Source organism: Deinococcus gobiensis I-0 (assembly GCF_000252445.1).
In the GTDB taxonomy this organism is placed as follows: Bacteria; Deinococcota; Deinococci; order Deinococcales; family Deinococcaceae; genus Deinococcus; species Deinococcus gobiensis.
Genome location: NC_017790.1, coordinates 332,386 through 355,536 on the forward strand (window position 1 = coordinate 332,386; position 23,151 = coordinate 355,536).

Here is a 23,151-nt window from a genome sequence, read left to right on the forward strand (position 1 = left end):
GGGCCGCCCCCGTCCCCGCCCCCTAGCGCACGGTCGCCTGGAAAGTGACCGTTCCCCTGGCATTCGGGGCCAGATCGCCGCAGGCCGCGCCGACGTTCACCTCGATCTGCATGGTCACGGCGAAGGTGCTGCTGGTCCCCCCAGGGCAGACCAGGGTGCCGGTGCCCTGCGGCCTGAGCGGCGCTTCCAGCGAGTCGCGCACGAGGAGCTTCTGCACATTGGCGTCGCCCACATTCTGGAAGGTGATGACGTATTCCAGGACATCGTTCGGTTGCCCCGTACTCGAGGTCCCGGCCGCGCCGTTCTGGGTGACGTTTCTGACCGTCTTGCCCAGGGTGAGTTTCGGCACGCCCAGGGCCGTGAATCTGGCGGTCGAGGTGTTGTTGGCGCTGACCGGATCGGTGGCGTCGGCTCCGCGCGAGGCCCTGGCCGTGTTGCTCAGCAGGGTGTCCTTGGTGGAGGCGGCACTCAGCGTGGCGGTGACCCGGAGGGTGACGGAGGCCTGGGGGGTCAGGGTCGCGTAGGTGTCCACCGCGCCCGGGCCGCCTGTCGTGGGCGTGCCCCCCTGCGACACGCAGCCCGAGGGGCAGCTCCAGCTCAGGGCCGAGAAACCGGCGGGCACCGCGTCCTCGATCCGCACGTTCCGGGCCGTGGTCGTGGTGCTCAGGTTCTTGACCGTCACGTCGAACTGCGCCGGCACGGCGGTCGACCCGCCCGACACGTAGGTCTTGGTGACCTGCACGTCCGCCTCGCTGACCCGCACGCCGCTGGCGAGATCGGCGGCCGTCCCGGGGTAATAGGCCCAGGTGTCCACGATCAGGTCGTTGCCCCAGTTGCCGCTGTAGGCGTGGGTGTTCGTGCTGGTCTGCGACTCGACGCCACCCAGGGCGTTCAGGGGAACGGGCGCGGTGCCGGTGGAGGCGACGGTGCGGTCGTCCCAGTACACCGTATTGGCGTCGCTGTCGACGTTGTTCAGGCGCCGCACGGTCAGGTCGGTCAGGTTTTCGGCGTCGATCAGTGGAAAATGCACCTCGCCCGCCGCCAGATAGGCCTTGACGGTGTAGGCGGCGGTGCTGGGCACCACGTCCTTGCCCGCGCCGTCCTTGCCGTCCCAGACGACAAGATTTTCGCCCGTCTTCGCCGTTCCGACGAGAACGCGGTCACTGTTCGCCCCGTTCGTCGAGGCCCCGAAGGCCAGCACGATGCGGTAGGGGGCCGACGACGCGCCCGGATTGGTGAACGTGAAGGTGCCGCCGATTCCGCCGCCCGCCTGCCCGGCCGTGCCGTCGGCCCCGGTGAAGCTCAGGTTGGTCGGCTGCGGCGGCGTGACGGGCGCGGCGCGCAGCAGCCAGTTGTCGAGGCCGCTGGGGGCCGCCGCGCTGGCGGGCAGGCCCGGGTCGGGCGGATTGAAGAACAGTTTGTGGGTCACGTAGTCGCCCGAGTCCGCCTGGGCGGGGCTGTACTGCGCGCTGCCGACCCCGGCGCTCCGGTAGGCCGGCGTCCCCCCCGCAGTCGCCGCCGTCAGGGTGCCGACGTTGTTGACATAGAAGATGAAACCGAAAGGATCGAAGTTCAGGCTGAAGCTGTACCGGTAACCGTCCCTGGTCAGGGGATAGACGTTGATGCCCGTGTTGGCCGGGTTGTTGCCGCCCACGTTCATGGCGAAGTACTTGGTGAAGACCCGGCCCGGCTTCCTGCTGGTCCCGCTGACGACGGTCGCGTCCCAGGCGGCGATCCAGGGGTCGGTCGCGGCGGGGGCCGGCCAGTCCCCGTTGGCCGCCGTGACCGGGGGGTTGCCGCCGCCCAGGACAGGGGCCAGGAAGTCGAGCTGGTAGATGCCGGTCGTCGCCGCGCGGTAGATGCACGGCGTATACCCGTTGACCACGGTCAGTCCGGCGACGAGGGGGCCGGCGACCTCGTTGACCCGCCTGCTGATCAGGCCGGTGCCGAGGTTGTTGCCCAGGCAGGTCTGTGCCGTGTTGTCGGGAGCCGTGATCCGGATGTCACCGCTGCCGATCCTCATGACACTCGAACCGAGCAGGATGTTCTCGCCGGCATTGGCGTAGGCGTAGAGCGTGGTCTTGCGCTGGATGCCGCTGGTGACGTAGCCGGGAGGACCGACCTCCAGAAACGCGCGGTTGTTGGTGGTCCCGGAGGGCGCAAAGTTGAAGCTGCCCTCGGCGCGGGCGGTGGCCCCTGCCAGAACAGCGCCGATGAGCAGGGCGGAAATTGCCGGTCTACGCACGCGGATACCCCTCGAAATCAGAAGACTCAAGCCGGTGGTGGGCCGCAGGCCCGTACAGGAGGGCGGCGGCCGCGGCTCCCTTGCCGCATCAGTCCAGGTCCACGGCCCACCACGCTTCTCTCTGGGCGGCCAGGCGGGCGCGGGGGTCCCCCAGGGTTTCGAGCGCCCTGGACAGCCCGCGCCAGTCCTGTTCGCTCATGGGGTCGATGCCCAGGGCGCGCTGGTGGAACTGCGCGGCCTCCTTGGGCTTGCCGGCCGTGCCCGCCGCCTGCGCGGCCAGGCCCAGCAGGCTCAGCTGCTTCTGCTCCAGGCGGGCGCGCACGTCGTCCACCCAGGGGCTGTCGGCGCCGGGCAGGAAGGTGCCGTACTGGCCCACCAGCTCGCGCAGTTCCTCGTAGCCCAGGCTGCCCTGCTCGGCCTGCCCGGACAGCAATTCGTAACGCTGCACGTCATACTCGGGCTTGAGGTCGGGGGCCAGGGCGTACTTGCGGTTGTTGCTGACCACCGCCTCGTTGCTCAGGCTCTTGCGCAGGCGGTGCAGCGTCGTGTGGAACAGGCTGCTCGCGCGCGACTCGTCCTTTTCGGGCCACAGCGCCTCGGCCGCCTCCCAGGAGGTCACCTCCTTGTGCTCCAGGAGGTAGAAGAACAGTTCGAGCGCCTTGCGGCTCACCCAGGCGACCTGCGCGCCCTGCCACATGACCTGGGCGGTGCCCAGCGCCTTGGCCTGCGTCACGCTGCCGCTCTGCTGGTTCAGGCCCACGCGGCGCAGCCGGGCCTCGACGGCGGTGGTCAGGTCCTGCGGCGTGAAGGGCTTGGGCAGATAGTCGTCGGCCCCCAGGTTCATGCCCCGGCGCACGTCGCTGCGCTCGGCGTGGCTGCTCAGCAGCACGAAGGGCATGGCCGAGAACTGCTCGTGGTCCCGGACCTTTTCCAGAAATTCCAGGCCGGTCATATAGGGCATCACCACGTCGCTGATGATCAGGTCGGGGGTAAAGACCTTCAGGAGGTCGAGCGCCTCCACGGGGTGGCTGCTCGTGCGCACCTCGTGCCCGGCGCGCGACAGGATCACGCTGATGAGTTTGACGATGGCAGAGTCGTCGTCAACGACCAGGATGCGCGGCATGGCAGGCAGTCTAACAGTCGGCCCGCCCCCCGCCCCAAGGTTTACCCTGTGGCCCATGCCCGCGCCCCTGACCCTGCTCCTTGCCCGCACCCTGACCCTCGACGAGGCCCGGCCCCACGCTGAGGCCGTGCTGGTGGGCGGCGGCCGGGTCCTGGCGACCGGCACGCGCGAGGACCTGCGCGCCCTTGCCCCGGGGGCCGAGGTGCAGGACTGGCGCGACCTGATCCTGACCCCGGGCCTCTCGGACGCGCACACCCACCTCGTCAAGTACGGCTTCTCGCTGGCCGAACTCAGCCTGCACGGGGCCGCCAGCCTGGGCGAGGTGCAGGCCAAGGTGGGGCAGCGCGTCCTGAACACCCCGCGCGGCGAGTGGATCGTGGGCGGGGGTTTCCTGCTCTCGGAACTGGGCCTGAGCGGCTACCCGACCGCCGCGCAGCTCGACGAGGTCAGCCCGCACCACCCGGTCGTGCTGCACTCGCGCGACCTCCATATGGTCTGGGTCAACAGCGAGGCGCTGCGCCGCGCGGGCGTGACGGACGATACTCCCGACCCCGAGGGCGGCCACATCGTCCGGCCGCTCGGCTGCCTGCAGGAGAACGCCAGCGACCTCGTGGCGCGCGTGATGCCCGAGCCCACCCCGGCGCAGTACCTCGCGGCGGCGCGGGCGGGAGCCGCGGACCTCGCGGCGCGCGGCTACGTCAGCACGCACACGATGGCCTTCGAGTCGCCTGAGGCCCCGCGCGCCCTGCAAACCCTGGCGGCGCGCGGCGAACTGCCGCTGCGGGTGTGGGCCTGCCTGCCGCACGACCGCCTGGGTCTGGCCCGCGACCTGGGGCTGACCCTGAACCCCGGGGGGCTGTTCCAGTGGGGCGGCGTGAAGTTCTTCGCCGACGGGGCGCTGGGCAGCCGCACGGCCTGGCTGCATGCGCCCGGCTTCGCCGACGGCTCGGGCACCGGCATCGCCCTCGACACGCCGGAGCTGATCCGCGAGCTGGGGCGCGAGGCCCTGGCCCTGGGCCTGACGCCGGTCACGCACGCCATCGGGGACCGGGCCAACACCGAGGTCCTGAACGCCTACGACGACCTGCGCGCCGACGCCGAGGCCCGGGGCATCCGCCTGCGCGTCGAGCACGCCCAGCACCTGCGTCCCGAGGACATCGCCCGTTTCCGGGGGTTGAGCGCCAGCGTGCAGCCCATCCACCTCCAGGCCGACGCCGCCATGATCCGCGAGTTGCTGCCGCACCTGACGGACACCAGCTACGCCTTCCGGTCGCTGAAAGCGGCGGGCGCGGTGCTGGCCTTCGGCAGCGACGCGCCGGTCGCGCCCCCCGAGTACCGCGCCAACTTCGCCGCCGCCCTGACCCGCCTGGGCGACGACGGCCGCCCCCTGGCCCCGGACGAGGCCCTGAGCCTGGACGACGTGCTCTGGGCACATACACGCGGCCCCGCCCTGGCCGCTGGCTGGGACGATGAAGGCGTCGTCCGGCCCGGCGCGCGGGCGGCCTTCACCCTCTGGGACCGGCTGGGCGGCAACGCGCGGGCCCTGGTGCTGTAACTCAGTCCTGGCCCAGGGGTTTCAGGGGCTTCATCGGGGTCATGGGGGCCATCGGCTTCAGTCCGGGCTGGCCCCCGCCGCCTTCGACCTCGGTCAGCCGGACCGCCGTCGCCCCCTCCAGGTCCGGGGCGGTCGTCAGGGCCTCTGCGCCGCCCTGCGCGATGCGCAGCCAGGTCGGCTCGTCGCCGCTGATCTCGACCACGCCGCCGTCGACGGTCTGCCAGAGTTTCGGGCCTGTCCGCCAGGGGCCGGTCGTGCGGCCGCTGCCCTGGCGCTGACCGCCGTGGGCCACCCCCACCTGGGTCTGGTTCCCCCGAAGTTCGATGGTGACGGTCACGCCGCCCGCAAGCTCTCCCTGATATGCCATGACCCAACGTAGACCGCCCGGCCAGTGGGGGCCGGGCGGGTCAAGGGGACGTGAAGGCTTCAGGCCTCGGCGTCCTCGGGAATGTCGGCGTTCGTGTAGACGTTCTGCACGTCGTCGAGGTCCTCGAGCGCCTCGACCAGGATCAGCAGCTTGCGCACGTCGTCGCCCGAAACCGCCACGGTGTTGCTGGGGAGCATGGTGATCTGGCCGCTCTCGACCGGGTAGCCCGCGCTGGTCAGGGCGTCCTGCACCGCGTACAGCTCGGCCGGGCCGGTGCTGATCTCCAGGCCGTCCTCGGACTCGTTGATGTCCTCGGCGCCGTTCTCGATGGCGACTTCCTGCGCCTTCTCGCTCGTGTCGGTGAGCAGGATGACGCCCTTTTTCTCGAACTGCCAGGCCACGCTGCCGCTGGTGCCCAGGCTGCCGCCGCGCTTGTTGAACACGGCGCGGATGTCGGCGACCGTGCGGTTCACGTTGTCGGTCAGCGTCTCGATGAAGATGGCCGTGCCGGCGGGGCCGTAGCCCTCGTAGGTCACTTCCTTGTACTCGGCCGCGCCCTCGCCCGCGCCCACCGCCCGCTTGATGGCGTTCTCGATGTTGTCGGCAGGCACCGTGTCGGTCTTGGCCGCCGCGATGGCGTTTTTCAGGCTGAGGTTCCCGGCCGGGTCCCCGCTGCCGCCCGAGCGCACGGCGGCCTGAATGGCGCGGATGTGCTTGGAGTACATCGCGCTGCGTTTCTTGTCGTTGGCACCCTTCTTGCGCTTGATCTGCGCCCACTTGCTGTGACCGGCCATGTTCTGTGTTCTCCTGTCCGTAAATTTGCGCCCACACACGTGGGGGGCGCTGAGGGGCTCATTCTACCGCGCGGCCGGGGCGCGCTTCAGCGGTAGCGCGCATTGTCGCTGAGGTGCTCGGCGTAGGTGTGGTTCACGTAGATCTTGCCGCCCGCGTGCAGGAAGTACAGCGCGTCGCGGCCGTCCTGCATGGTGCGCTTGGGGTTGATGACGCTCAGCAGCGCCGCCTGACCGGGGTTGTTGATCGGCCCGGCGGGCAGACCCATGCGCGTGTAGGTGCTGTAGGGCGTGTCCTTGGTGAAGTCTCCGGCGCTGCGGTCGAGGTCCGGCAGGTCCTTGCCCAGCCCGTAGGCCACCGTCGGGTCGCTGCCCAGGGCGATGCCGTCGCGCAGGCGGTTGACGAACACGCCCGCGATGACCGGCATCTCGCCGTCGTTGGCGGCCTCGGCCTGCACCATGCTCGCCAGGATCACCCAGTCGCGCACGCTGAGGTTCAGTGCCTTGGCCTTCGCCACGTTGGCGGGCGTGAACTCGGTGTTCATGCGCCCCACCATCTCCTTGACGACGTCCTCGGGCGCCTCGGCGGGCCGGAACTCGTAGGTCGCCGGGAATACGAAGCCCTCGAGGTTCTTCTGTTTGCCGCTGGCATAGGGGCTGAGCGCGGTGTCGTTCAGCGCCGCGCGGATGCCCTGGGCGCTGAAGCCCGCCTTCTCGAAGATGGCCGGCAGGTCCTTGATACGCCGTCCCTCGGGAATGGTCACGTTCACGGTCGGGATGCGCGCGGGGCCGGCGAGGGTCTCGGCGACCTGCTGCGCGCTCATCTGACCATTCAGGTCGTACAGGCCTTCCTTGAGGCTGCCCGCCGTCCCGTTGCGGTCCATGACCAGCCGCAGCACGCGGGCATTTTTCACGATGCCCCGTTTCTCGAGCTGCCGGGCGATGGCCCCCACCGTATCGCCGGGCTTGACCTCCAGCGTGTAGGCCGCGCCGCCCGCCGGTCCCAGCAGGCTGCGCGCATAGAAGAAGGCGGCGGCCGCCGCGACGACGAGCAGCACGAACAGCCCGATCAGCACCTTGACCCAGGCCGGGGTGCCCCGGCGGCCCAGGCGGCTCACGCCTCCACCCCCGTCAGGCGCTCGCGCAGCGCGGCGTCGGCAGGTGGCCTCGCCCCGAAGCGCGACACCACCCAGCCGCCGACCTGCACGGCCCGGCGCGTGGCCCGTACCGCGTCGCCGTGCGCGAGCCACTCGGCCAGGAAGGCCCCGCCGAAGGCGTCCCCGGCCCCGGTCGCGTCCACCAGCTCGTCACGGGTAGCGGGCACATGGGCGCGCGGCGTGTCCGGGCCTTCGAGCAGGGCGCCGTCCTCGTCGAGCTTCAGGACCACCAGGGCCGCCGGGTAGCGCGCGCGCAGCCAGGCCAGCGCGCCTTCGGGGGTCGCCTCGCCGCTCATCGCCAGGGCCTCGTCCTTGTTGGGAAACAGCACGTCGAAGGGCACGCCGTCCACGACGGCCAGGAAGGTCTCGCGCCCGAGCTGCTGGATCATCTGGAAGCTGCCGGGGTCCAGGCTCAGGGTCGCGCCGGCCGCCTGCGCGAGGCGCGCCGCCTCCAGGGCCGCCGCGCGGGGCGGGTCGCGGAACAGGCTCCAGGCCGTGAGGTGCAGGTGCCGCGCGCCCGCGATGACCTCGCCGGGCAGTTCCTCGGGCCGCAGTTCCCAGTCGGCCCCCTGGCCGGTGAGCATGGCGCGCTGGCCCCGGCGGTCGATCAGGGCCAGGATCACGCCGGTCGGGTGCTCGTCACTCAGGATCAGGGCGGTGTGCACGTCCTCGGCCTGGAGCTCGGCGGTCGCCAGTTCGCCGAAGCGGTCGCGCCCCACCTTGCCCACGAAGGCGGCCGGGTGGCCGGTGCGCCGCGCCCACACCGCGAGGTTGGCCGCGCTGCCGCCGCCCAGCAGCTCCAGACGGCCGGTGGTGTCCCCTCCGGGCAGCAGCATGGTGTCGGGTTTGGCGAGCACGTCCCAGGCGAGGTCGCCCAGGGCCACCAGGGGCGCGGCCGAAGAGGATGGTGAACTCATGACTGCCGAGCAGGATAGCGCGGCCCCGGCCAGGGAGAAGGGGAGGGGGAGTCCTCCCCCCCTTCAGGGCTTCGCGGGGGCTCCGGCCGTTCCGGGCCCCAGCGCCATGACCGCGCGCAGGGCCAGCACCGTCGCCAGCACGTCGAGCAGCCCGCCCAGGCCGTACACGAGCTGCGTGCCCAGTTCGGGCGTGCCCGAAAAGCCCCGGACAGGCACCACGTTCAGGACTGTCATGCCGACCGCCAGCGCCGCCGAGAGGTTCAGCCACTCGCGCAGGCGCTGGCGCAGCGGCGGGTCGCCGGGCGCGCCCGAGAGCCGGACCAGCGTGCCGAAGACCGCGTTGCTGCTGACGATGGCCCCGAACCACACCGTCATCAGGGCGGTCAGGGCGACCGGGTTCGCCTCAGGCGCGGCGCCTGCCAGCAGTGCCAGCCCCAGCGTGCCCCACAGCCCCAGCCGCAGCGCGGTCAGCCACGGAAAGGTCAGGCTCAGGGCGCGCCGCGTGCCGTCCTCGGGGGGCGTGGTCTGGCCGCGTAGCAGCCGTCCCAGCAGCGCGGTCCACCAGGCCAGCGCCAGCGCGGCCAGCAGCGCTTCCAGGCCGCTGAGCCAGCCGTCGAGGCTGCGCGGGTCGCGCCACAGCGCATAGGCCGCCGTGAACAGCACCGAGGCGACCTGCACCCACAACGCCCCCAGCGCGGCCGCGCGCCATGTCTGCGCCGTGATCCGCGAGATCATCGGCAGACCGGCGGGGTCAGAAGGGGGAAGGGGTGAACCCGGCTCACAGCCCCAGCTTGGCCTGCAGGCGGGCGCGCACCACGTCGGGCTTGGCCTGCCCGCCGGTCGCCTTCATGACGGGGCCGAACAGGGCGTTCATGGCCTTGGCGTTGCCGGCGCGCACCTTCTCGACGGTGGCGGGATCGGCCTGCATGGCCGCGTCGATGGCCGCGTCGATGGCGTCTGTATCGGTCACCACGCCCAGCCCGCGCTCCTGCACGAGCACTTCGGGGTCGTGGCCCGCCAGCACGTCACCCAGCAGGTCCTTGGCGACGCGCCCGCCGATGGTGTCCGCGTCGATCAGGCGCACCAGCGCCGCGAGGTGCGCGGGCTTGAGGGCCGAGTCCGCCAGCGTTTTTTCCTGGGCCGCCAGGGCGCCGGTCACGTCGCTCAGCAGCCAGTTGGCGAGTTTCTGGGCCTCCGGGGCCGGCGCAGTCCCCAGCGCCTCGTCGTAGAAGCGCGAGAGGACCACGTCGTGGCTCAGCAACTGGGCGTCGGCCGCCCGCAGGCCCGCCGCGAGGTAACGCTCCCGTTTCTGGGCAGGCAGTTCGGGCATCCGCGCCCTGACCTGCGCGATCCACTCGGGGGTGATGTCCAGTGGGGGCAGGTCCGGTTCGGGAAAGTAGCGGTAGTCGGCCTCGCCCTCCTTGGTGCGCATCAGGAAGGTCTTCTGGCCCCCCTCGTCCCAGCCCAGGGTGTCCTGGGTGATGCGCCCGCCGCCGTCCAGCACGCGGGCCTGCCGGGCGGTCTCGTACTCGATGGCGCGCGCCACGCTGCGGAACGAGTTGAGGTTCTTGACCTCGACCTTGGTGCCCCAGGGCTCGCCGGGCTTGTGGACGCTGACGTTCACGTCGCAGCGCATCTTGCCTTCCTCGGGCGTGGCGTCGCTGACCCCCAGCGCCTGCGCGATGGCCTGCACGCTCTCCAGAAAGGTGCGGGCCTGCTCGGCCCCGGTGATGTCGGCCTCGGTGACCATCTCGATCAGGGCCGATCCGGCGCGGTTCAGGTCCAGCAGGCTGTAGGGCGCGTAGGTGGGGTGCAGCAGCTTGCCCGCGTCGTCTTCCAGGTGCGCGCGCTTGATGCGCACGCGCTCGCCCGCCACGTCCAGGTACCCGTCGCGCGCGATGGGCCGGTCGTACTGGGAGAGCTGGAAGTTCTTGGGGGCGTCCGGATAGAAGTAGTTCTTGCGGTGAAACTGCGTGAAGCCCGACACGTCGCAGTTCAGGCCCAGGCCGAACATCATCGCCAGCTCGACCGCCTCGCGGTTCAGGGTCGGCAGCGCGCCGGGCAGCCCCAGGGTAAAGGGGTCGGTGAAGGTGTTGGGCTCCGCGCCGTGATAGTCGGCCGGGCACGCGCTGAAGATCTTGGTGCGCGTCCTGAGTTGCAGGTGAACCTCTAAGCCGATGACCGCCTGATACGCCATGACGCTGAGAATACCGCCGCGCCGCAGGGTGAGCGGGTATGCTGCTCAGGCAGCACAATCCAGCTCTTCTCCGTGGAGGTTTGTCATGATCCGTTCCGCTTCCGCCCTGTTGGTCTGTTTCGCCCTGCTCGGTGCGCCGGGCGCCCTGGCCCAGACCATGCCCGCCGCGACGTCCCCCAGACTGTCGGGTATGCCTGGTGATCCCCGTCCCGACGCCCCGGCCCTGAGCGCGCGCGGTTCCTACGCCGTGGGCGTGCAGACCCTCCAGATGGTCAACCCCGCCCAGCTCGACATCGTGCATGCCCCCAAGGAAGGGGCCATTCCCCGCTACGACCGTCCCCTGACGGCCGAGGTCTGGTATCCGGCCCCCGGCCCCAGCGGCGCGGGGCGGGCCACCTACCAGGATGCGCTGGGCAGCGGCCCCGGCGACCCCAAGCGTCCGGTCGTGCCCTTCACCTTCCAGGGCCGGGCCACGCGCGGCGCGCCCACACGCACCCTCGGCGCGCCCCAGGGCGGCTACCCGCTGGTGATCGTGTCGCACGGCTACCCCGGCAGCCGCTACCTCCTGAGCTACCTCGCCGAGAACCTCGCCAGCAAGGGCTATGTGGTGGCGGCCATCGACCACACCGACAGCACCCACGCCGACAAGGCGGCCTTCGCCAGCACGCTGCTCAACCGCCCGCTGGACGACAACTTCGTGCTGGGCGAACTCGCGCGCCTGGGGGCGGCGGACAGCGGCAGCTTCCTGAGCGGGCTGGTGGACACGGACAATGTCGGCCTGATCGGCTACAGCATGGGCGGGTACGGCGCGCTCAACACCCTGGGCGCGGGCTTCGCGCCGCAGATCATGCCGATGGTGCCGCAGAACGCGCTGGCCGTACGCCAGACCGGCGCCTACACGGTGGACCCGCGCTTCAAGGCGATGGTGGCCTTCGCGCCCTGGGGCGGCGACGCGGCCGTGAAGGGCATCGGGGTCAACTTCGGCGCGCCCTTCGGCTTCTGGGACGCGGCCGGGCTGGCCGGCCTGAAGGTGCCCTCGCTGTTCGTCGTGGGCGACCACGACGACGTGGCCGGTTACGAGGGCGGCGTCAAGGCGCTGTTCGAGAACGCGGTGAACAGCGAGCGCTACCTCCTGACCTACGAGAACGCCCGCCACAACTCCGCGCCCAATCCGGCCCCCGCCGCGAGCCTGGGCAGCTACGACGACTACATGCACTACGCCGAACCCGCGTGGGACTCGGCGCGCCTGAACGACCTGAACATGCACTTCGTGACGGCCTTCCTCGACCTCAAGCTCAAGGGGATGCAGGACCGCGCCGCCTACCTCGACGTGAAGGTGCCGGTCGCGCAGGACGGCAAGTACAGCCGCAACGCCGACGGCACCCCCAAGGCCGACGACACCTACTGGCCCGGCTTCCCCAACCGCACGGCCATCGGCATCGAACTGCGTAAGCTCATGCCGAAGTGAGCGGAGGCGGGGAGGAGGCCGCTCCGGTCTTCTGCCCGCGCGCCCACAGGAAGGTGCATTGGCCGCCGCGCTCGGCGGCCATAGCGGCCCGCCCCTGCGCGAAGCTGTGCCCGCCCCGAGGTCACCGTTTACGGGTACCCCGGTCAGGGTGCGGGCCGTGCCGGGGCGAACATTCACGTCGCTGCCGATGGTCCGGCCCGAGATCGTCCTTAGATAGTGAAGCGTGGTCAGGGTAAGCGGCCGGATGGTCCGCAGAGGGCGGAGGAGGCCACCGGACCGGACCCCTCCCATGCGACCTCTGGCAGAACCATGCAGGCGCGGCCAGGGCCGGGCTCAGGCGGCAGGGCCGCGCGGCGACAGTCGCCCGAAGGCCAGCAGCGCCGCCAGGGCCGAGGCTGCCCCGAGTCCCCCTACGGCGGGCGCCAGCATGCCGCCCAGGGCCTGCGCCGCGCCCATGACCCCCAGCACCCAGCCCAGGCTCAGCACGAAGCCCCAGCGGGTCGGCAACTGGCGTTCGGCCAGCAGCCACAGCCAGCCGAACATCAGCGCGTACGGCCCGAACCGCGTGGCCTGCGAGGGTTCCAGCACCCCGGTCAGGGCCAGTGCCGCGAGCAGGCCCACCAGCCCGGCACACAGCAGGAGAGGGGTGGAGAGCCACAGGGAAGACCGGACCGTCATGCCACCGGGTACGCGGGCGGCGCGCGGGGTTGCGGGAACGCCCGCGCGCCGCCCGCGTACCCGGTGGCATGGGTGACCTCACGGGACGGATCGGCGGCGCGGTGCAGGGTTACGACCTGGACGCACACTGGGACGGAGAGCGGATCACGGGCCGCATCGGCGGGCGGTTTCAGGGCAAGGACCTCCGGCTGACCTGCGGCGGCGGTCAGGTCGAGGGCCGGATCGGGGGCCAGGTCCACGGGTTCAGCGCCGTGGGCGAGCTGAGCCCCGCGCGGGTGCAGGTGCGCCTGGGGGGCCGCTTCGACGGTGACGACGTCGAGCTGACGCTGGACGGGGGTCGCGTCACAGGCCGCTTTTCCGGGCGACTGAGCGGCAAGGACGTGGACCTGACCCTGCACCGGGGCCACCTGCGCGGGCGGATCGGCGGGGTCTTTGAGGGCAAGGACGTCGAGCTGGACGTGCAGGATACGCCTGCCGAGGTCGCGGCGCTCGCGGCGGTCTGCGCCTACAAGGTGCTGGAGGACGACGAACAGGCCTCGGCGGCGGGGGCCTCGTCGGGCGCTTAGGCGGCCCTGGGCCGCGCATCTTTGTTTGCCGCACATTCCCCCGCTGGGCCGCGTGCTACTTTCCGCGCAACATGACTGCCCAGAGCGAAGCCACTTCCGCAAAAACGCTCGGCGAGCTGCTCCAGACGCCGGGATACGTGGGCCGTCAGCCCTTCGACGGCCGAGTCCGACTCGTGCAGGACGAGGTCCGTGAAAACCTGACCCGCAAGCTGCGGGCGGGCGAGGACCTGTTCCCCGGCGTGGTCGGCTACGACGACACCGTCATTCCCCAGCTCGTCAACGCGCTGCTGGCGCGCCAGAACTTCATCCTGCTGGGCCTGCGCGGTCAGGCCAAGAGCCGCATCCTGCGCGCCATCACCGGCCTGCTCGACGACGTGGTGCCGGTCATCGACGGCGTGGACATGCCCGACGATCCCCTGAACCCGGTGGGCGCCGAGGGCCGCCACCTCCTGGAGACGCACGGGCTGGAGCTCCCCATCCGCTGGCTGCCGCGCGCCGACCGCTACGTCGAGAAGCTCGCCACGCCCGACGTGACGGTGGCCGACCTCGTGGGCGACGTGGACCCCATCAAGGCCGCCCGCCTGGGCACCAGCCTGGGCGACGTGCGCTCCATGCACTTCGGGCTGCTGCCGCGCGCCAACCGGGGCATCTTCTCGGTGAACGAACTGGCCGACCTCGCGCCCAAGGTGCAGGTCGCGCTGTTCAACATCCTTCAGGAAGGCGACGTGCAGATCAAGGGCTACCCGATCCGCCTCGAACTCGACGTGATGCTCGTCTTCTCGGCCAACCCCGAGGACTACACGGCGCGCGGCAAGATCGTCACGCCCCTCAAGGACCGCATCGGCAGCGAGATCCGCACCCACTACCCCACCGACGTGCGCCTGGGCATGGACATCACCGCCCAGGAAGCCGTGCGCGACGAGGCGGTCGTGGTCCCGGACTTCATCGCCGAACTCATCGAGGAGATCGCCTTTCAGGCCCGCGAGGACGGCCGCGTGGACAAGCTCTCGGGCGTGTCGCAGAGGTTGCCCATCTCGCTGATGGAAGTGGCGAGCGCCAACGCCGAGCGCCGCTCGCTCGTGTCGGGCGACGCCCCGGTCGTGCGCGTCAGCGACGTGTACGCCGGCCTGCCCGCGATCACGGGCAAGATGGAACTGGAGTACGAGGGTGAACTCAAGGGCGCCGATCAGGTCGCCAAGGACGTGATCCGCAAGGCGGCCGGCGCCGTGTACGCCCGCAACTTCGGTTCGGCCGACACCCGCGAGCTGGAAAAGTGGTTCGAGGGCGGCAACGTCTTCCGCTTTCCGCAGAGCGGCGACGCCTCGGCGGGGGTCAAGGCCACCCGCGAGGTGCCGGGCCTGAGCGACTTCGCCGCGCAGGTGGCGGGCAGCAGCGACGACGCCGTGCGCGTCTCGGCCGCCGAGTTCATTCTCGAAGGTCTGTACGGCCGCAAGAAGCTCTCGCGCGCCGAGGAACTGTACGCCGCCCCCGAACCCGAAACCCGCCAGCAGCGCGGCGGCCGCTGGAACTGAGGAAGGAGCAGAAGAAGGGAGCCTGTACGGCTCCTTTTTTGTTGTGGGGTGTGGGGAAGCGGCGAGGCCGGTGGTGCGTAGAGGGGGCGGAAGCCCAGGTCTGACCCAGCCACGGCTCCCCCGCCCAAGCTCCCCCGAAGGCCGTCGTGCGCGAAGCGCGCGGGCGCTTCCAACCTGGCTGAGACCGGCCCCGAGCTGAGCCGTCACGCCGCAGGGCAGAGCGGCTCTGCCGACATCCGGAACGACTCTTGCCGAGCGCCGCGCTGAGCTCCCCCTGTCCCTTGGGGAGAGGGGGCTGGGGGATTGGGGAACCAGCAGCGTAAACCCTGCTCAGTACAGCTTGTCCAGTACGTCGTCCTTCATCACGAAGCTGTTCTCCCTGGCCGGGAAGGTCCGTCCCCGCACCTCGGCCGCGTACGCCGTGATGGCCTCGCGCGATACCTGCCCGACCTCGGCGTAGCGCTTGGCGATCTTCTTGTGCTCGCCCTCGTATACGCCCAGCAGGTCGTGGGTGACCAGCACCTGCCCCCGGCAGTGGACCCCCGCCCCGATGCCGATGGTCGGAATGGCGAGCCGCTCGGTGATCAGCCGGGCCAGCCGCGCCGGAATCGCCTCCAGCACGGCGGCGAAGGCCCCGGCGTCTTGCAGGGCGAGCGCGCCGTCCAGGGTGCGCCGCGCCGAGGCGTCGTCCTTGCCCTGCACGGTCAGGCCCCCCTGCGCGGTGGCGGTCTGGGGCATCAGGCCGACGTGGCCCATGACCGGAATGCCGTTGCGGGTCAGCGTGCCGACCACGTCCAGCACCTCGGGTGTCGAGCCTTCGAGCTTCAGGGCGTCGGCTCCCGTCTCCTGGATGACCTTCACGGCGTGGCGCATCGCGTCGTGTACGCCCGTGTGGTAGGTCCCGAAAGGCAGGTCCACGACCAGAAAGGTGTTCGGCGCGCCCCGGCGCACGGCCTTGCCGTGGTGGATCATGTCGGCCAGGGTCACGGGGGCGGTGCTGTCGTAGCCCAGCACCACGTTGCCCAGGCTATCGCCCACCAGGATCAGGTCCACACCTGCCGCTTCGGCATGCCGGCCGCCGGGGTAGTCGTAGGCCGTGACCATCACCAGGGGATCGGCCGAGGCCGTCAGCTCGGGCACGCTGCGCTTGCTAGGGGACATGCGGCGAGGGTAGCACCCGCCCCCGGCTCAGCCCCCCTTGATCACTTCGCCGTAGCTCTTGAGCAGCAGGTAGATGATCCAGCCCGTCACGGCCACGTACAGCCACACCGGGACCGTCCAGCGCACCCAGGCGCGGTGACGGCGAAAGTACGGCGCGGCGGCGGGGGCCGTGATGTTGCCCAGATTCCCGGCGGCCTTCAGGCCCTTCCAGGCGTTCCACAGCGCGCCCAGGGCCAGCGGCAGGTTGGCGGCCGCGAGGATGATGTGGCTGATGAGCAGCGCGAAGTACGCCCCCCGGTACGGTCCGATGTACTTCTTTTCGTAGCCCAGGCCCAGGCGGGTGAGGTACAGCACGAGAAAGACGGTCGCCAGGGCGCTGGCGGTGAGCATGGCGCGCATATGCGCCTCGCGGTTGCCGGTACGGATGAAATAGACGCCGATCACCAGCGCGATGCCGCTCAGCACGATGGTGATGACGGCCCACTGGTTGATGGTTTCGGCCATATCGCGGTCAGTGTAGGGCGGGGGCGGCGGGGCAGGTGTCCGGCCCCCGGCGCGGCCAGGGGCGACCGGGGTCGGGGGGACAATTTACCGGCCAGAGGGGCGGGTACAATGATCTGTCAAATGCGTGGCCCTTCATAGATGAGGCGGCCCGGAACGCAGAGGAAGGTGAACGAGCTTGAGCGGAACGCTGAAGGCCACCGGGCGCGTGGGCGCAGGTGCGGGCGTGTGGCTGCCACGGGTGGCCTGGGCGGCCCTGATCTACAACGTGCTGGTGATCCTGTGGGGCGCGGTCGTGCGCCTCACGGGGGCGGGGGCCGGCTGCGGCGAACACTGGCCGCTGTGCAACGGCGTGGTCGTGCCGCAGAGCCCCACCCTGCACACCGTCATCGAGTTCAGCCACCGCCTGACCAGCGGGGCCAGTGGCCTGCTCGCCATCGGGCTGGTGGCGCTGGCCTTCGTGGGCACGACCAAGGGCCACCCGGCCCGTTTCGGCGCCCTGCTGAGCCTGGGCCTAATCATTCTGGAGGGCCTGGTCGGCGGCGTGCAGGTGCTCCTGGGCCTGACCGCCACGAGCACCGACCCGGCGCGCGGCTTCGTGCAGGGCGTGCACCTCGCCAACACCTTTTTGCTGCTGGGGGCACTGCTGCTCACGGCGCTGTGGGCGTCGGGCGGGCCCCGGCTGCGGCTGCGCGGTCAGGGTCGCCCCGGCGCGCTGGTCGGCGCCGGGCTGGCCCTGCTGCTCGTGCTGGGTATGGCGGGCGCGGTGACGGCGCTGGGCGACCTGCTGTTCCTGCCGGCCGACAGCAGTACCCCGGTCCAGACGGTGCGCGGCGACCTCGGGGCCGTGAACCTCATCCAGAACCTGCGGGTCATCCACCCCATGCTGGCGATCCTGACGAGCGCCTACCTCGCGTGGCTGGCCGCGTGGCTGCGCCGTGAGCGGCCCGGCGCGCAGGTGTCGCGCTGGAGCGCCGCGCTGTGGACCCTGCTGGGCCTCCAGATGCTCGCGGGCTTCGCCAACATCGCCCTCAAGGCGCCGGGCTGGCTTCAGCTCACGCACCTGCTTCTGGCGTGCATCATGTGGCTCGTGACCGTCATGCTCAGCTACGCCGCCCTGACCGGCCTGCGGGCCGCGCGCCCCGCACCCGCGCCGCTGCGGGGGGCCGCGTGACCGCCGAGGCTCCGGCGGCCGTGGTCCCGCCCGCCCGCGCCACCTGGCGCGACTACCTCGCCCTGACCAAGCCCAAGGTCATCAGCCTGCTGCTGTGGACCACCGTCGCGGCCATGTTCATGGCGGCGCGCGGCTGGCCGGGGCTGTGGCTGCTCGTCGTGGTGAGCGTGGCCGGCTACGCCTCGGCGGGGTCGGCGGGTGTGTTCAACATGATCATCGACCGCGACATCGACCTCAAGATGGCCCGCACCGCCAAGCGCCCGACCTCCAGCGGCCTGATCAGCACCCGCGACGCGGCCGTGTTCGGCGGGGCGCTCCAGGTGCTGTCCTTCCTCGCACTGTGGGTCTGGGCCACGCCCCTGGCCGCCTGGATGAGCCTCGCGGGCTTCGTGACCTACGTGGTCGTCTACACGCTGTGGCTCAAGCGCAACACCTGGCACAACATCGTGCTGGGGGGCGCGGCCGGCTGTTTCCCGCCGCTGGTGGGCTGGGCGGCCGTAACGGGTGACCTCAACCTGTTCGCGTGGTACCTGTTCGCCATCATCTTCTTCTGGACCCCGGTGCATTTCTGGGCGCTGGCCCTGATGATCAAGGACGAGTACCGCGAGGTCGGCATTCCCATGCTGCCGGTGGTGCACGGCGACCGCCTGACGGTGGCCCAGATCGGGCTGTACGCCATCTATACGGTCGTGCTGTCGGTCATGCCGGTGTTCTTCGGCGAGGTCGGGCTGCTGTACTTCGTCAGTGCCGTGGCGCTCGGCGCGTGGCTGCTGGTGCTCTCGTGGCGGCTCTACCGGCACGTCATGGGCGGGCAGGCGGTCGAGCGCCGGGTCGCCGTGCCGCTGTACCTCTATTCCATGCTGTACCTCGCGCTGCTGTTCGTGGCCGGGGCGGTGGACCGGGGCCTGCTGGGCTAGGCGGCCCGGCCTTCAGCTTTCCCATGTGTCGGCTCCTCCGGGGGCCGTTTTTCATGCGCCGGGCCGAAGTGCGTGGCGGGCCGGTGAGGGGGGCCGGGGGACACTTGCCCACCCCTCAAGCTGCTCTCATGGGGGGTGTGCCTGACCGGTCGGTCGAGTGTATGACCCGCGCGTTCACGCCGCAGACTCCGCCGGGGGGTCTGGGCGGCGCGCATTTCGCTGTGGGACGCTTTAGACTGGGGCGAACAGGAAAGGAGTGACGTTGAATACCAACCATGACCAGAGGCCAGGCGAGTCGCGCCGGCGCAGCGGACCGGGGCGCGTGCCCTGGCGGCTGCTCGCGGGCGCGGCCCTGGGCAGCCTGCTGCTGAGCGGCTGCCAGAGCAACCAGTCCCTCACGCTCGGCGACATGGCGTCGTCGTACAACCGCGAGATCCTCGGGATGAGCATCTGGGCCATCGCCCTGTCGGTCATCATCTTCATCGGGGTCTCGGCGGCGCTGTTCTACACGGTGAACAAGTTCCGTGAAGAGAACAACACCGAGGCGCCCGCGCAGTTTCACGGCAACAACCGCCTGGAAGTCATCCTGGTGGTCGTGCCGGTCATCATCGTCATGTTCCTCAGCGTCCTGACGGTGCGCAGCATGGCCCGCCTGAACCCCACCAGCAAGGAATCGGTCGCCATCGAGACCCTGGGCCGGCAGTTCTGGTGGAACTTCGCCTACCCCGCCTCGTCGGTGCAGGGCGGCGGCGTCGTGACCAACGGCAACGAGATGATCATGCCCACCCGCCAGAAGGTCGCCATCACCCTGACGAGCGGCGACGTGATCCACGGCTTCTGGGCCCCCAACATCGGCGGCCAGCGCGCCGCCATCCCGACCGTGAAAAAGGTCTGGGAAGTGGACACCGACCGCGAGGGCGTGTACCAGGGCAACTGCTCGCAGCTGTGCGGGGCCTCGCACGCCAACATGCGCTACAAGGTCGTCGCGCTCGATCAGGACCGCTTCAACACGGTCATGACGGCGGCGAAGGCCTATGTGGCCCCCACGCCCACGCCCGGCTCGCCGGAAGCGGCGGGCTACGCGCTGTTCATGCAGGGCAAGTCCAGCACGGGCGCGGTCGCCTGCGCGGCCTGCCACCGCGTGCAGGGCACCCCGGCGGGCGGCGTCAGCGGCCCCGACCTGAGCTTCTTCGGCACCCGCCGCACGCTGGGCGCCGGGATGTGGGAAGCCATGACCGCGCAGCACTGGGAAGAGCCCAAGGCCGCGGCCGAGCTGCACGCCTGGCTCAAGCACAGCCCCGTGGTCAAGCCCGGCAGCCTGATGCCCCGCTATGACGGCGGCACCTCGGTCATCGCCGGCAAGGTCACCAAGGGCGGCACGCTGACCGACGAGGAAATCGACGACATCGCCGCCTACCTGCGCAGCCTCAAGCTGCCCGAGGAAGCGGACTACTGGCGCGGCACGCCCGTCAATGGCGGCCAGGGAGTGGGTCAGTGACCGTTCAACACGCTCCGACTCCGCAGCAGGCCAGTGCCGAACGGCGCGGGGCCTGGGAGGTCATCAAGGACTACATGATGACCACCGATCACAAGAAGATCGGTCTGCTCTACATCATCGTCTCCATTCTCGCCTTCGGCATCGGCGGCGTCCTGGCCGTCGGCATCCGGCTCCAGCTCGCGCTGCCCGAGCAGACCCTGCTCGTGGGCAACACCTACAACCAGGTGCTGACCCTGCACGCGGCGCTCATGATCTTCTTCTTCCTCATTCCCATCGGCCTGTTCGGCTTCGGGAACTATTTCCTGCCGCTGCAGCTCGGTGTGCGTGACGTGGCGCTGCCGCGCGTGAACACCTTCGCGGTCTGGCTGTTCATCTTCAGCCTCATCCTGGTGATCCTGGGTCTCGCCAACGGCGGCGCGCCCGGCGTCGGCTGGACCTTCTACTACCCGCTGTCGGTGGACGCCAACCAGACCGGCGTGTCGGTGCTGATGGTCGCGCTGATCCTCAACGGTATCGGCTCGCTGCTCGGCTCGGCCAACTTCGCCGCGACCATCGTGAACATGCGCGCCCCGGGCATGAGCCTGTGGAAGATGCCCATCTTCGTGTGGAGCATCTTCGCGACCAGCATCCTTCAGCTCGCCTCGCTGGGCGGCCTGACGGCGGCGGCGATGGTCACCTACCTGGAAATCAAGCTGGGCCTGAGCATGTTCAACCCCGGCATCGGCGGCGTGCCGGTGCTCATGCAGCAGTTCTTCTGGTTCTACTCGCACCCGGCGGTGTACGTCATGCTGCTGCCCTACCTGGGCATCGGCGCCGAGATCGCCTCGACCATGGCCCGCAAGCCGCTGTTCGGCTACCGCGTGATGGTCTACTCGATCCTGGGCATCGTGCTCGTGTCGCTGCTGGTGTGGCTGCACCACATGTTCGCCCTGGGCATTCCCGAGGCGTGGCAGATCGCCTTCATGATCGCCACGATGATCGTGGCCGTGCCCACCGGGGTCAAGATCTTCAACCTGATCGGCACCCTCTGGGGCGGCCGCATCCTGATGAAGACGCCCACCTACTGGCTGATCGGCTTCATCTTCAACTTCCTGATCGGCGGGATCACCGGCGTGTCGCTGGGCATGGTGCCCTTCGACTATCAGGTCACCATGTCGTACTACGTCGTGGCGCACTTCCACAACGTGATGATGTTCGGTACGGCCTTCCTGGCGATGGGCGGCATCTACTACTGGTGGCCCAAGATGACCGGGCGCTTCCTGAACGAGAAGACCGGCATGCTGCACTTCTGGCTGTTCATGGTCGGCTCGTGGATGACCTTCCTGCCGCAGTATGTGCTGGGCCTGCTGGGCATGCCCCGGCGTTACTACACCTACCCCGAGGGCAACCTCGCCTGGACCGAGCTGAACTTCGTCTCGACCCTGGGCGCGCTGACCCTGCTGGCCGGCGGCATCGTGTTCGTCTGGAACATGTACCAGAGCATGAAGCAGCCCATCACCGCCGGACCCAACCCCTGGGGCGGCTTCACGCTCGAGTGGACGGCCGCCAGCCCACCCGCCGCGTACAACTTCGCCCACGAGTTCCCCCGCAACTTCCCGACCGAGCGCCCCCTGTACGACTGGGAGCAGAACGGCGAGACGCTGACCCCGGTGGACCCCAAGAGCATCCACCTGCCGCAGGACAGCATCTGGCCCTTCATGACGGCCGTCGGGCTGCTGCTCATGGGCTACGGCCTGAGCTTCGGCTGGTTCACCAACTACACCCCGGCCGGCGGTCTCCAGCCCTTCTTCCAGGCGTCCTTCGGCCACGTGCTGGCGAGCGTCGTGCTGTACCTCAGCTTCCCGGTGTTCTTCTACAGCCTGTTCAAGTGGGCGGGCACGCGTGAATACGCCGTGCCGGTCGAGCACCATCACCTGACCAAGTACGACAACGGCTTCATGGGCATGAGCTGGTTCATCATCAGCGAAGTGGGTCTGTTCGCGGTGCTGATCGCCGGGTACGTGTACCTGCGCGTCATCGGGGCCGCCGAGCCGCCCGCCCTGCGTCCCAACGTCTGGCTGGCCGCCGTGAACACCCTGATCCTGGTGTCGTCGTCCTTCGTGGTCCACAAGGCCGAGCAGGACCTGCACCACGGCCGCGCGACCTGGGGCCGCCTGGGCCTGTTCATCACCCTGCTGATGGGCGGCCTGTTCATGATCTTCCAGGTATACGAGTTCGCGCTGTTCGGCACCGAGAGCGACTGGAAGCAGAACCTCTGGCAGGCGTGCTTCTTCATCATCGTCGGCCTGCACGGCCTGCACATCATCATCGGTGGCGTGGGCGTGGCCCTGCCGTACTACCAGGCGATGACCGGCAAGATGGACAAGTACAACCACGGCAGCATCGTGCCCGCCAGCCTGTACTGGCACCTGGTGGACGTGGTGTGGCTCCTGATCGTCGCCATCTTCTACGCCTGGTAACGCAGGCGCGCCGCAGGACAGGGGGGAGGGCCGCAGGTTGGCCCTCCCCCCTGCTTTGGCGCATGATCGGGGCATGACCGACAGTGCCCGGCAGTTTGACGCCCAGGCCGACCGCTACGCCGCGAGCGAGGTGCACCGCGCCGGGGCCAGCCTTCCGGTCCTGCTGGAGTATGCCGCTCCCCGCCCGGACGACCTGGCCCTGGACGTGGCGACCGGCACCGGCAATACGGCCCTGGCCCTGGCGCCGCTGGTGGCCGAGGTCACGGGCGTGGACCTCGCCCGCAAGATGCTGGACCATGCCCGCCTCCGGGCCGGGGCCGAGGGACACGCCCACGCCCGCTTCGTGGAGGGGTCGGCCGAGGCGCTGCCCTATGCGGCCCGCTCGTTCACGCTGGTCACCTCGCGCCATGCCCCCCACCATTTCCGGGACGCGGGGCAGTTTCTGGCCGAGGCCTGGCGGGTCCTGCGCCCCGGCGGGCGGCTGGTGCTGGCCGACCAGATCAGCCCCGACCCCGAGACGCGCCGCTGGATAGACCGCTACCAGACCCTGCGCGACCCCAGCCACTTCACGCAGCGTACGGTGCAGGACTGGCGCGACTTGGCCGCGTCGGCGGGCTTCGCCTGGGTCCGGGACACCCTGGTGCCCTACCACCTGGAGTTCGCGTGGTGGACCGAGACGGCCGGGACCCCGGCGGCGGCCGTGGCCGAACTGCGGGCGCTGGCGGCGGGCCTGACGCCTGAGCAGCGCGGGCGCGCCGGACTGGAATTCGGCCCGGACGGCGCGCTGCTGGCCCACACCGAGCCCATGCTGGTCGTGCGCCTAGAGAAGCCGAGGGGCTGAGGGG

At 70.3% G+C, this 23,151-nt stretch carries 20 protein-coding genes; 9 read left to right on the forward strand and 11 right to left on the reverse strand.

The window, feature by feature from the left end:
- Nucleotides 1-22: 22 nt before the first annotated feature.
- Nucleotides 23-2,245: a DUF11 domain-containing protein gene (locus DGO_RS01615; protein WP_043800548.1), complete on the reverse strand. Its 2,223-nt coding sequence runs from the start codon at nucleotides 2,243-2,245 to the stop codon at nucleotides 23-25.
- Between the two features lie 88 nt (nucleotides 2,246-2,333).
- Nucleotides 2,334-3,368: an AfsR/SARP family transcriptional regulator gene (locus DGO_RS01620; RefSeq protein ID WP_014683730.1), complete on the reverse strand. Its 1,035-nt coding sequence runs from the start codon at nucleotides 3,366-3,368 to the stop codon at nucleotides 2,334-2,336.
- A 55-nt stretch (nucleotides 3,369-3,423) separates the two neighbouring features.
- On the opposite strand from DGO_RS01620, the gene DGO_RS01625 reads away from it, so the two are divergent.
- Nucleotides 3,424-4,923 carry an amidohydrolase gene (locus DGO_RS01625; RefSeq protein WP_043800551.1) on the forward strand — a complete coding sequence of 500 codons (1,500 nt, stop codon included), beginning with the start codon at nucleotides 3,424-3,426 and terminating at the stop codon, nucleotides 4,921-4,923.
- Nucleotide 4,924: 1 nt separating this feature from the next.
- Here the strand turns inward: DGO_RS01625 and DGO_RS20880 are convergent, their stop codons facing one another.
- The 6 genes from DGO_RS20880 to gatB form a co-directional block, all read right to left on the reverse strand.
- Entirely contained in the window at nucleotides 4,925-5,290 is a 366-nt protein-coding gene (locus tag DGO_RS20880; protein WP_145975223.1) for a hypothetical protein, read from the reverse strand.
- A 59-nt stretch (nucleotides 5,291-5,349) separates the two neighbouring features.
- The gene (locus DGO_RS01635; RefSeq protein WP_014683733.1) at nucleotides 5,350-6,084 is read right to left on the reverse strand and encodes a YebC/PmpR family DNA-binding transcriptional regulator; all 735 of its coding nucleotides are present in this window, start codon (nucleotides 6,082-6,084) and stop codon (nucleotides 5,350-5,352) included.
- A gap of 86 nt (nucleotides 6,085-6,170) precedes the next feature.
- A complete protein-coding gene (gene mltG / locus DGO_RS01640; RefSeq protein ID WP_014683734.1) occupies nucleotides 6,171-7,199 on the reverse strand; it encodes an endolytic transglycosylase MltG in 1,029 nt (342 codons plus the stop codon).
- Nucleotides 7,196-8,155 (reverse strand): carbohydrate kinase family protein, encoded by a 960-nt coding sequence (locus tag DGO_RS01645; protein ID WP_043800554.1) that lies wholly within the window; start codon nucleotides 8,153-8,155, stop codon nucleotides 7,196-7,198. The genes mltG and DGO_RS01645 overlap by 4 nt, the downstream gene beginning before the upstream one ends.
- Nucleotides 8,156-8,218: 63 nt before the next feature.
- Nucleotides 8,219-8,890 (reverse strand): hypothetical protein, encoded by a 672-nt coding sequence (locus DGO_RS01650; RefSeq protein ID WP_043800556.1) that lies wholly within the window; start codon nucleotides 8,888-8,890, stop codon nucleotides 8,219-8,221.
- A gap of 43 nt (nucleotides 8,891-8,933) precedes the next feature.
- On the reverse strand, nucleotides 8,934-10,352 hold the full coding sequence (gatB, locus tag DGO_RS01655) for an Asp-tRNA(Asn)/Glu-tRNA(Gln) amidotransferase subunit GatB (protein ID WP_014683737.1): 1,419 nt from the start codon (nucleotides 10,350-10,352) through the stop codon (nucleotides 8,934-8,936).
- A gap of 85 nt (nucleotides 10,353-10,437) precedes the next feature.
- Here gatB and DGO_RS01660 point away from each other — a divergent pair, with 85 nt between their 5' ends.
- Nucleotides 10,438-11,820, forward strand: coding sequence for an alpha/beta hydrolase family protein (locus DGO_RS01660; RefSeq protein ID WP_014683738.1), 1,383 nt, complete (start codon nucleotides 10,438-10,440; stop codon nucleotides 11,818-11,820).
- Nucleotides 11,821-12,153: 333 nt separating this feature from the next.
- Here the strand turns inward: DGO_RS01660 and DGO_RS01665 are convergent, their stop codons facing one another.
- On the reverse strand, nucleotides 12,154-12,498 hold the full coding sequence (locus DGO_RS01665; protein ID WP_014683739.1) for a hypothetical protein: 345 nt from the start codon (nucleotides 12,496-12,498) through the stop codon (nucleotides 12,154-12,156).
- Nucleotides 12,499-12,566: 68 nt separating this feature from the next.
- Between DGO_RS01665 and DGO_RS01670 the strand changes: the two genes are divergently transcribed.
- Both DGO_RS01670 and DGO_RS01675 read left to right on the forward strand, forming a co-directional pair.
- Nucleotides 12,567-13,064 (forward strand): hypothetical protein, encoded by a 498-nt coding sequence (locus DGO_RS01670; RefSeq protein WP_014683740.1) that lies wholly within the window; start codon nucleotides 12,567-12,569, stop codon nucleotides 13,062-13,064.
- Nucleotides 13,065-13,135: 71 nt separating this feature from the next.
- Nucleotides 13,136-14,596: a sigma 54-interacting transcriptional regulator gene (locus DGO_RS01675; RefSeq protein WP_043800559.1), complete on the forward strand. Its 1,461-nt coding sequence runs from the start codon at nucleotides 13,136-13,138 to the stop codon at nucleotides 14,594-14,596.
- Nucleotides 14,597-14,926: 330 nt separating this feature from the next.
- On the opposite strand, the gene panB is transcribed toward DGO_RS01675, so the two are convergent.
- Together panB and DGO_RS01685 are read right to left on the reverse strand one after the other, a co-directional pair.
- Complete coding sequence (gene panB / locus DGO_RS01680) at nucleotides 14,927-15,757, reverse strand: 3-methyl-2-oxobutanoate hydroxymethyltransferase (RefSeq protein WP_043800561.1); 831 nt, start codon at nucleotides 15,755-15,757, stop codon at nucleotides 14,927-14,929.
- Between the two features lie 27 nt (nucleotides 15,758-15,784).
- Complete coding sequence (locus DGO_RS01685; protein ID WP_014683743.1) at nucleotides 15,785-16,261, reverse strand: DUF420 domain-containing protein; 477 nt, start codon at nucleotides 16,259-16,261, stop codon at nucleotides 15,785-15,787.
- Nucleotides 16,262-16,436: 175 nt separating this feature from the next.
- Here DGO_RS01685 and DGO_RS01690 point away from each other — a divergent pair, with 175 nt between their 5' ends.
- From DGO_RS01690 to DGO_RS01710, 5 genes are all read left to right on the forward strand, one after another.
- Complete coding sequence (locus tag DGO_RS01690; RefSeq protein ID WP_014683744.1) at nucleotides 16,437-17,432, forward strand: COX15/CtaA family protein; 996 nt, start codon at nucleotides 16,437-16,439, stop codon at nucleotides 17,430-17,432.
- A complete protein-coding gene (locus DGO_RS01695) occupies nucleotides 17,429-18,349 on the forward strand; it encodes a heme o synthase (protein ID WP_043800565.1) in 921 nt (306 codons plus the stop codon). The genes DGO_RS01690 and DGO_RS01695 overlap by 4 nt, the downstream gene beginning before the upstream one ends.
- 262 nt (nucleotides 18,350-18,611) lie before the next feature.
- Complete coding sequence (coxB, locus tag DGO_RS01700; protein WP_014683746.1) at nucleotides 18,612-19,847, forward strand: cytochrome c oxidase subunit II; 1,236 nt, start codon at nucleotides 18,612-18,614, stop codon at nucleotides 19,845-19,847.
- Nucleotides 19,844-22,306 (forward strand): cbb3-type cytochrome c oxidase subunit I, encoded by a 2,463-nt coding sequence (locus DGO_RS01705; protein ID WP_014683747.1) that lies wholly within the window; start codon nucleotides 19,844-19,846, stop codon nucleotides 22,304-22,306. Before coxB ends, DGO_RS01705 begins: the two co-directional genes overlap by 4 nt.
- Before the next feature lie 73 nt (nucleotides 22,307-22,379).
- Nucleotides 22,380-23,147 (forward strand): class I SAM-dependent methyltransferase, encoded by a 768-nt coding sequence (locus DGO_RS01710; RefSeq protein WP_014683748.1) that lies wholly within the window; start codon nucleotides 22,380-22,382, stop codon nucleotides 23,145-23,147.
- The last annotated feature ends 4 nt before the right edge of the window (nucleotides 23,148-23,151 follow it).

Excerpts from the sequence above, each read along its gene's own strand:
- DGO_RS01620 (WP_014683730.1), bottom strand. The coding sequence starts at position 3,368 with ATGCCGCGCATCCTGGTCGTTGACGACGACTCTGCCATCGTCAAACTC.
- DGO_RS01625 (WP_043800551.1), top strand. The coding sequence starts at position 3,424 with ATGCCCGCGCCCCTGACCCTGCTCCTTGCCCGCACCCTGACCCTCGAC.
- DGO_RS20880 (WP_145975223.1), bottom strand. The coding sequence starts at position 5,290 with ATGGCATATCAGGGAGAGCTTGCGGGCGGCGTGACCGTCACCATCGAA.
- DGO_RS01635 (WP_014683733.1), bottom strand. The coding sequence starts at position 6,084 with ATGGCCGGTCACAGCAAGTGGGCGCAGATCAAGCGCAAGAAGGGTGCC.
- DGO_RS01645 (WP_043800554.1), bottom strand. The coding sequence starts at position 8,155 with ATGAGTTCACCATCCTCTTCGGCCGCGCCCCTGGTGGCCCTGGGCGAC.
- DGO_RS01650 (WP_043800556.1), bottom strand. The coding sequence starts at position 8,890 with ATGATCTCGCGGATCACGGCGCAGACATGGCGCGCGGCCGCGCTGGGG.
- gatB (WP_014683737.1), bottom strand. The coding sequence starts at position 10,352 with ATGGCGTATCAGGCGGTCATCGGCTTAGAGGTTCACCTGCAACTCAGG.
- DGO_RS01660 (WP_014683738.1), top strand. The coding sequence starts at position 10,438 with ATGATCCGTTCCGCTTCCGCCCTGTTGGTCTGTTTCGCCCTGCTCGGT.
- DGO_RS01665 (WP_014683739.1), bottom strand. The coding sequence starts at position 12,498 with ATGACGGTCCGGTCTTCCCTGTGGCTCTCCACCCCTCTCCTGCTGTGT.
- DGO_RS01670 (WP_014683740.1), top strand. The coding sequence starts at position 12,567 with ATGGGTGACCTCACGGGACGGATCGGCGGCGCGGTGCAGGGTTACGAC.
- DGO_RS01675 (WP_043800559.1), top strand. The coding sequence starts at position 13,136 with ATGACTGCCCAGAGCGAAGCCACTTCCGCAAAAACGCTCGGCGAGCTG.
- panB (WP_043800561.1), bottom strand. The coding sequence starts at position 15,757 with ATGTCCCCTAGCAAGCGCAGCGTGCCCGAGCTGACGGCCTCGGCCGAT.
- DGO_RS01685 (WP_014683743.1), bottom strand. The coding sequence starts at position 16,261 with ATGGCCGAAACCATCAACCAGTGGGCCGTCATCACCATCGTGCTGAGC.
- DGO_RS01710 (WP_014683748.1), top strand. The coding sequence starts at position 22,380 with ATGACCGACAGTGCCCGGCAGTTTGACGCCCAGGCCGACCGCTACGCC.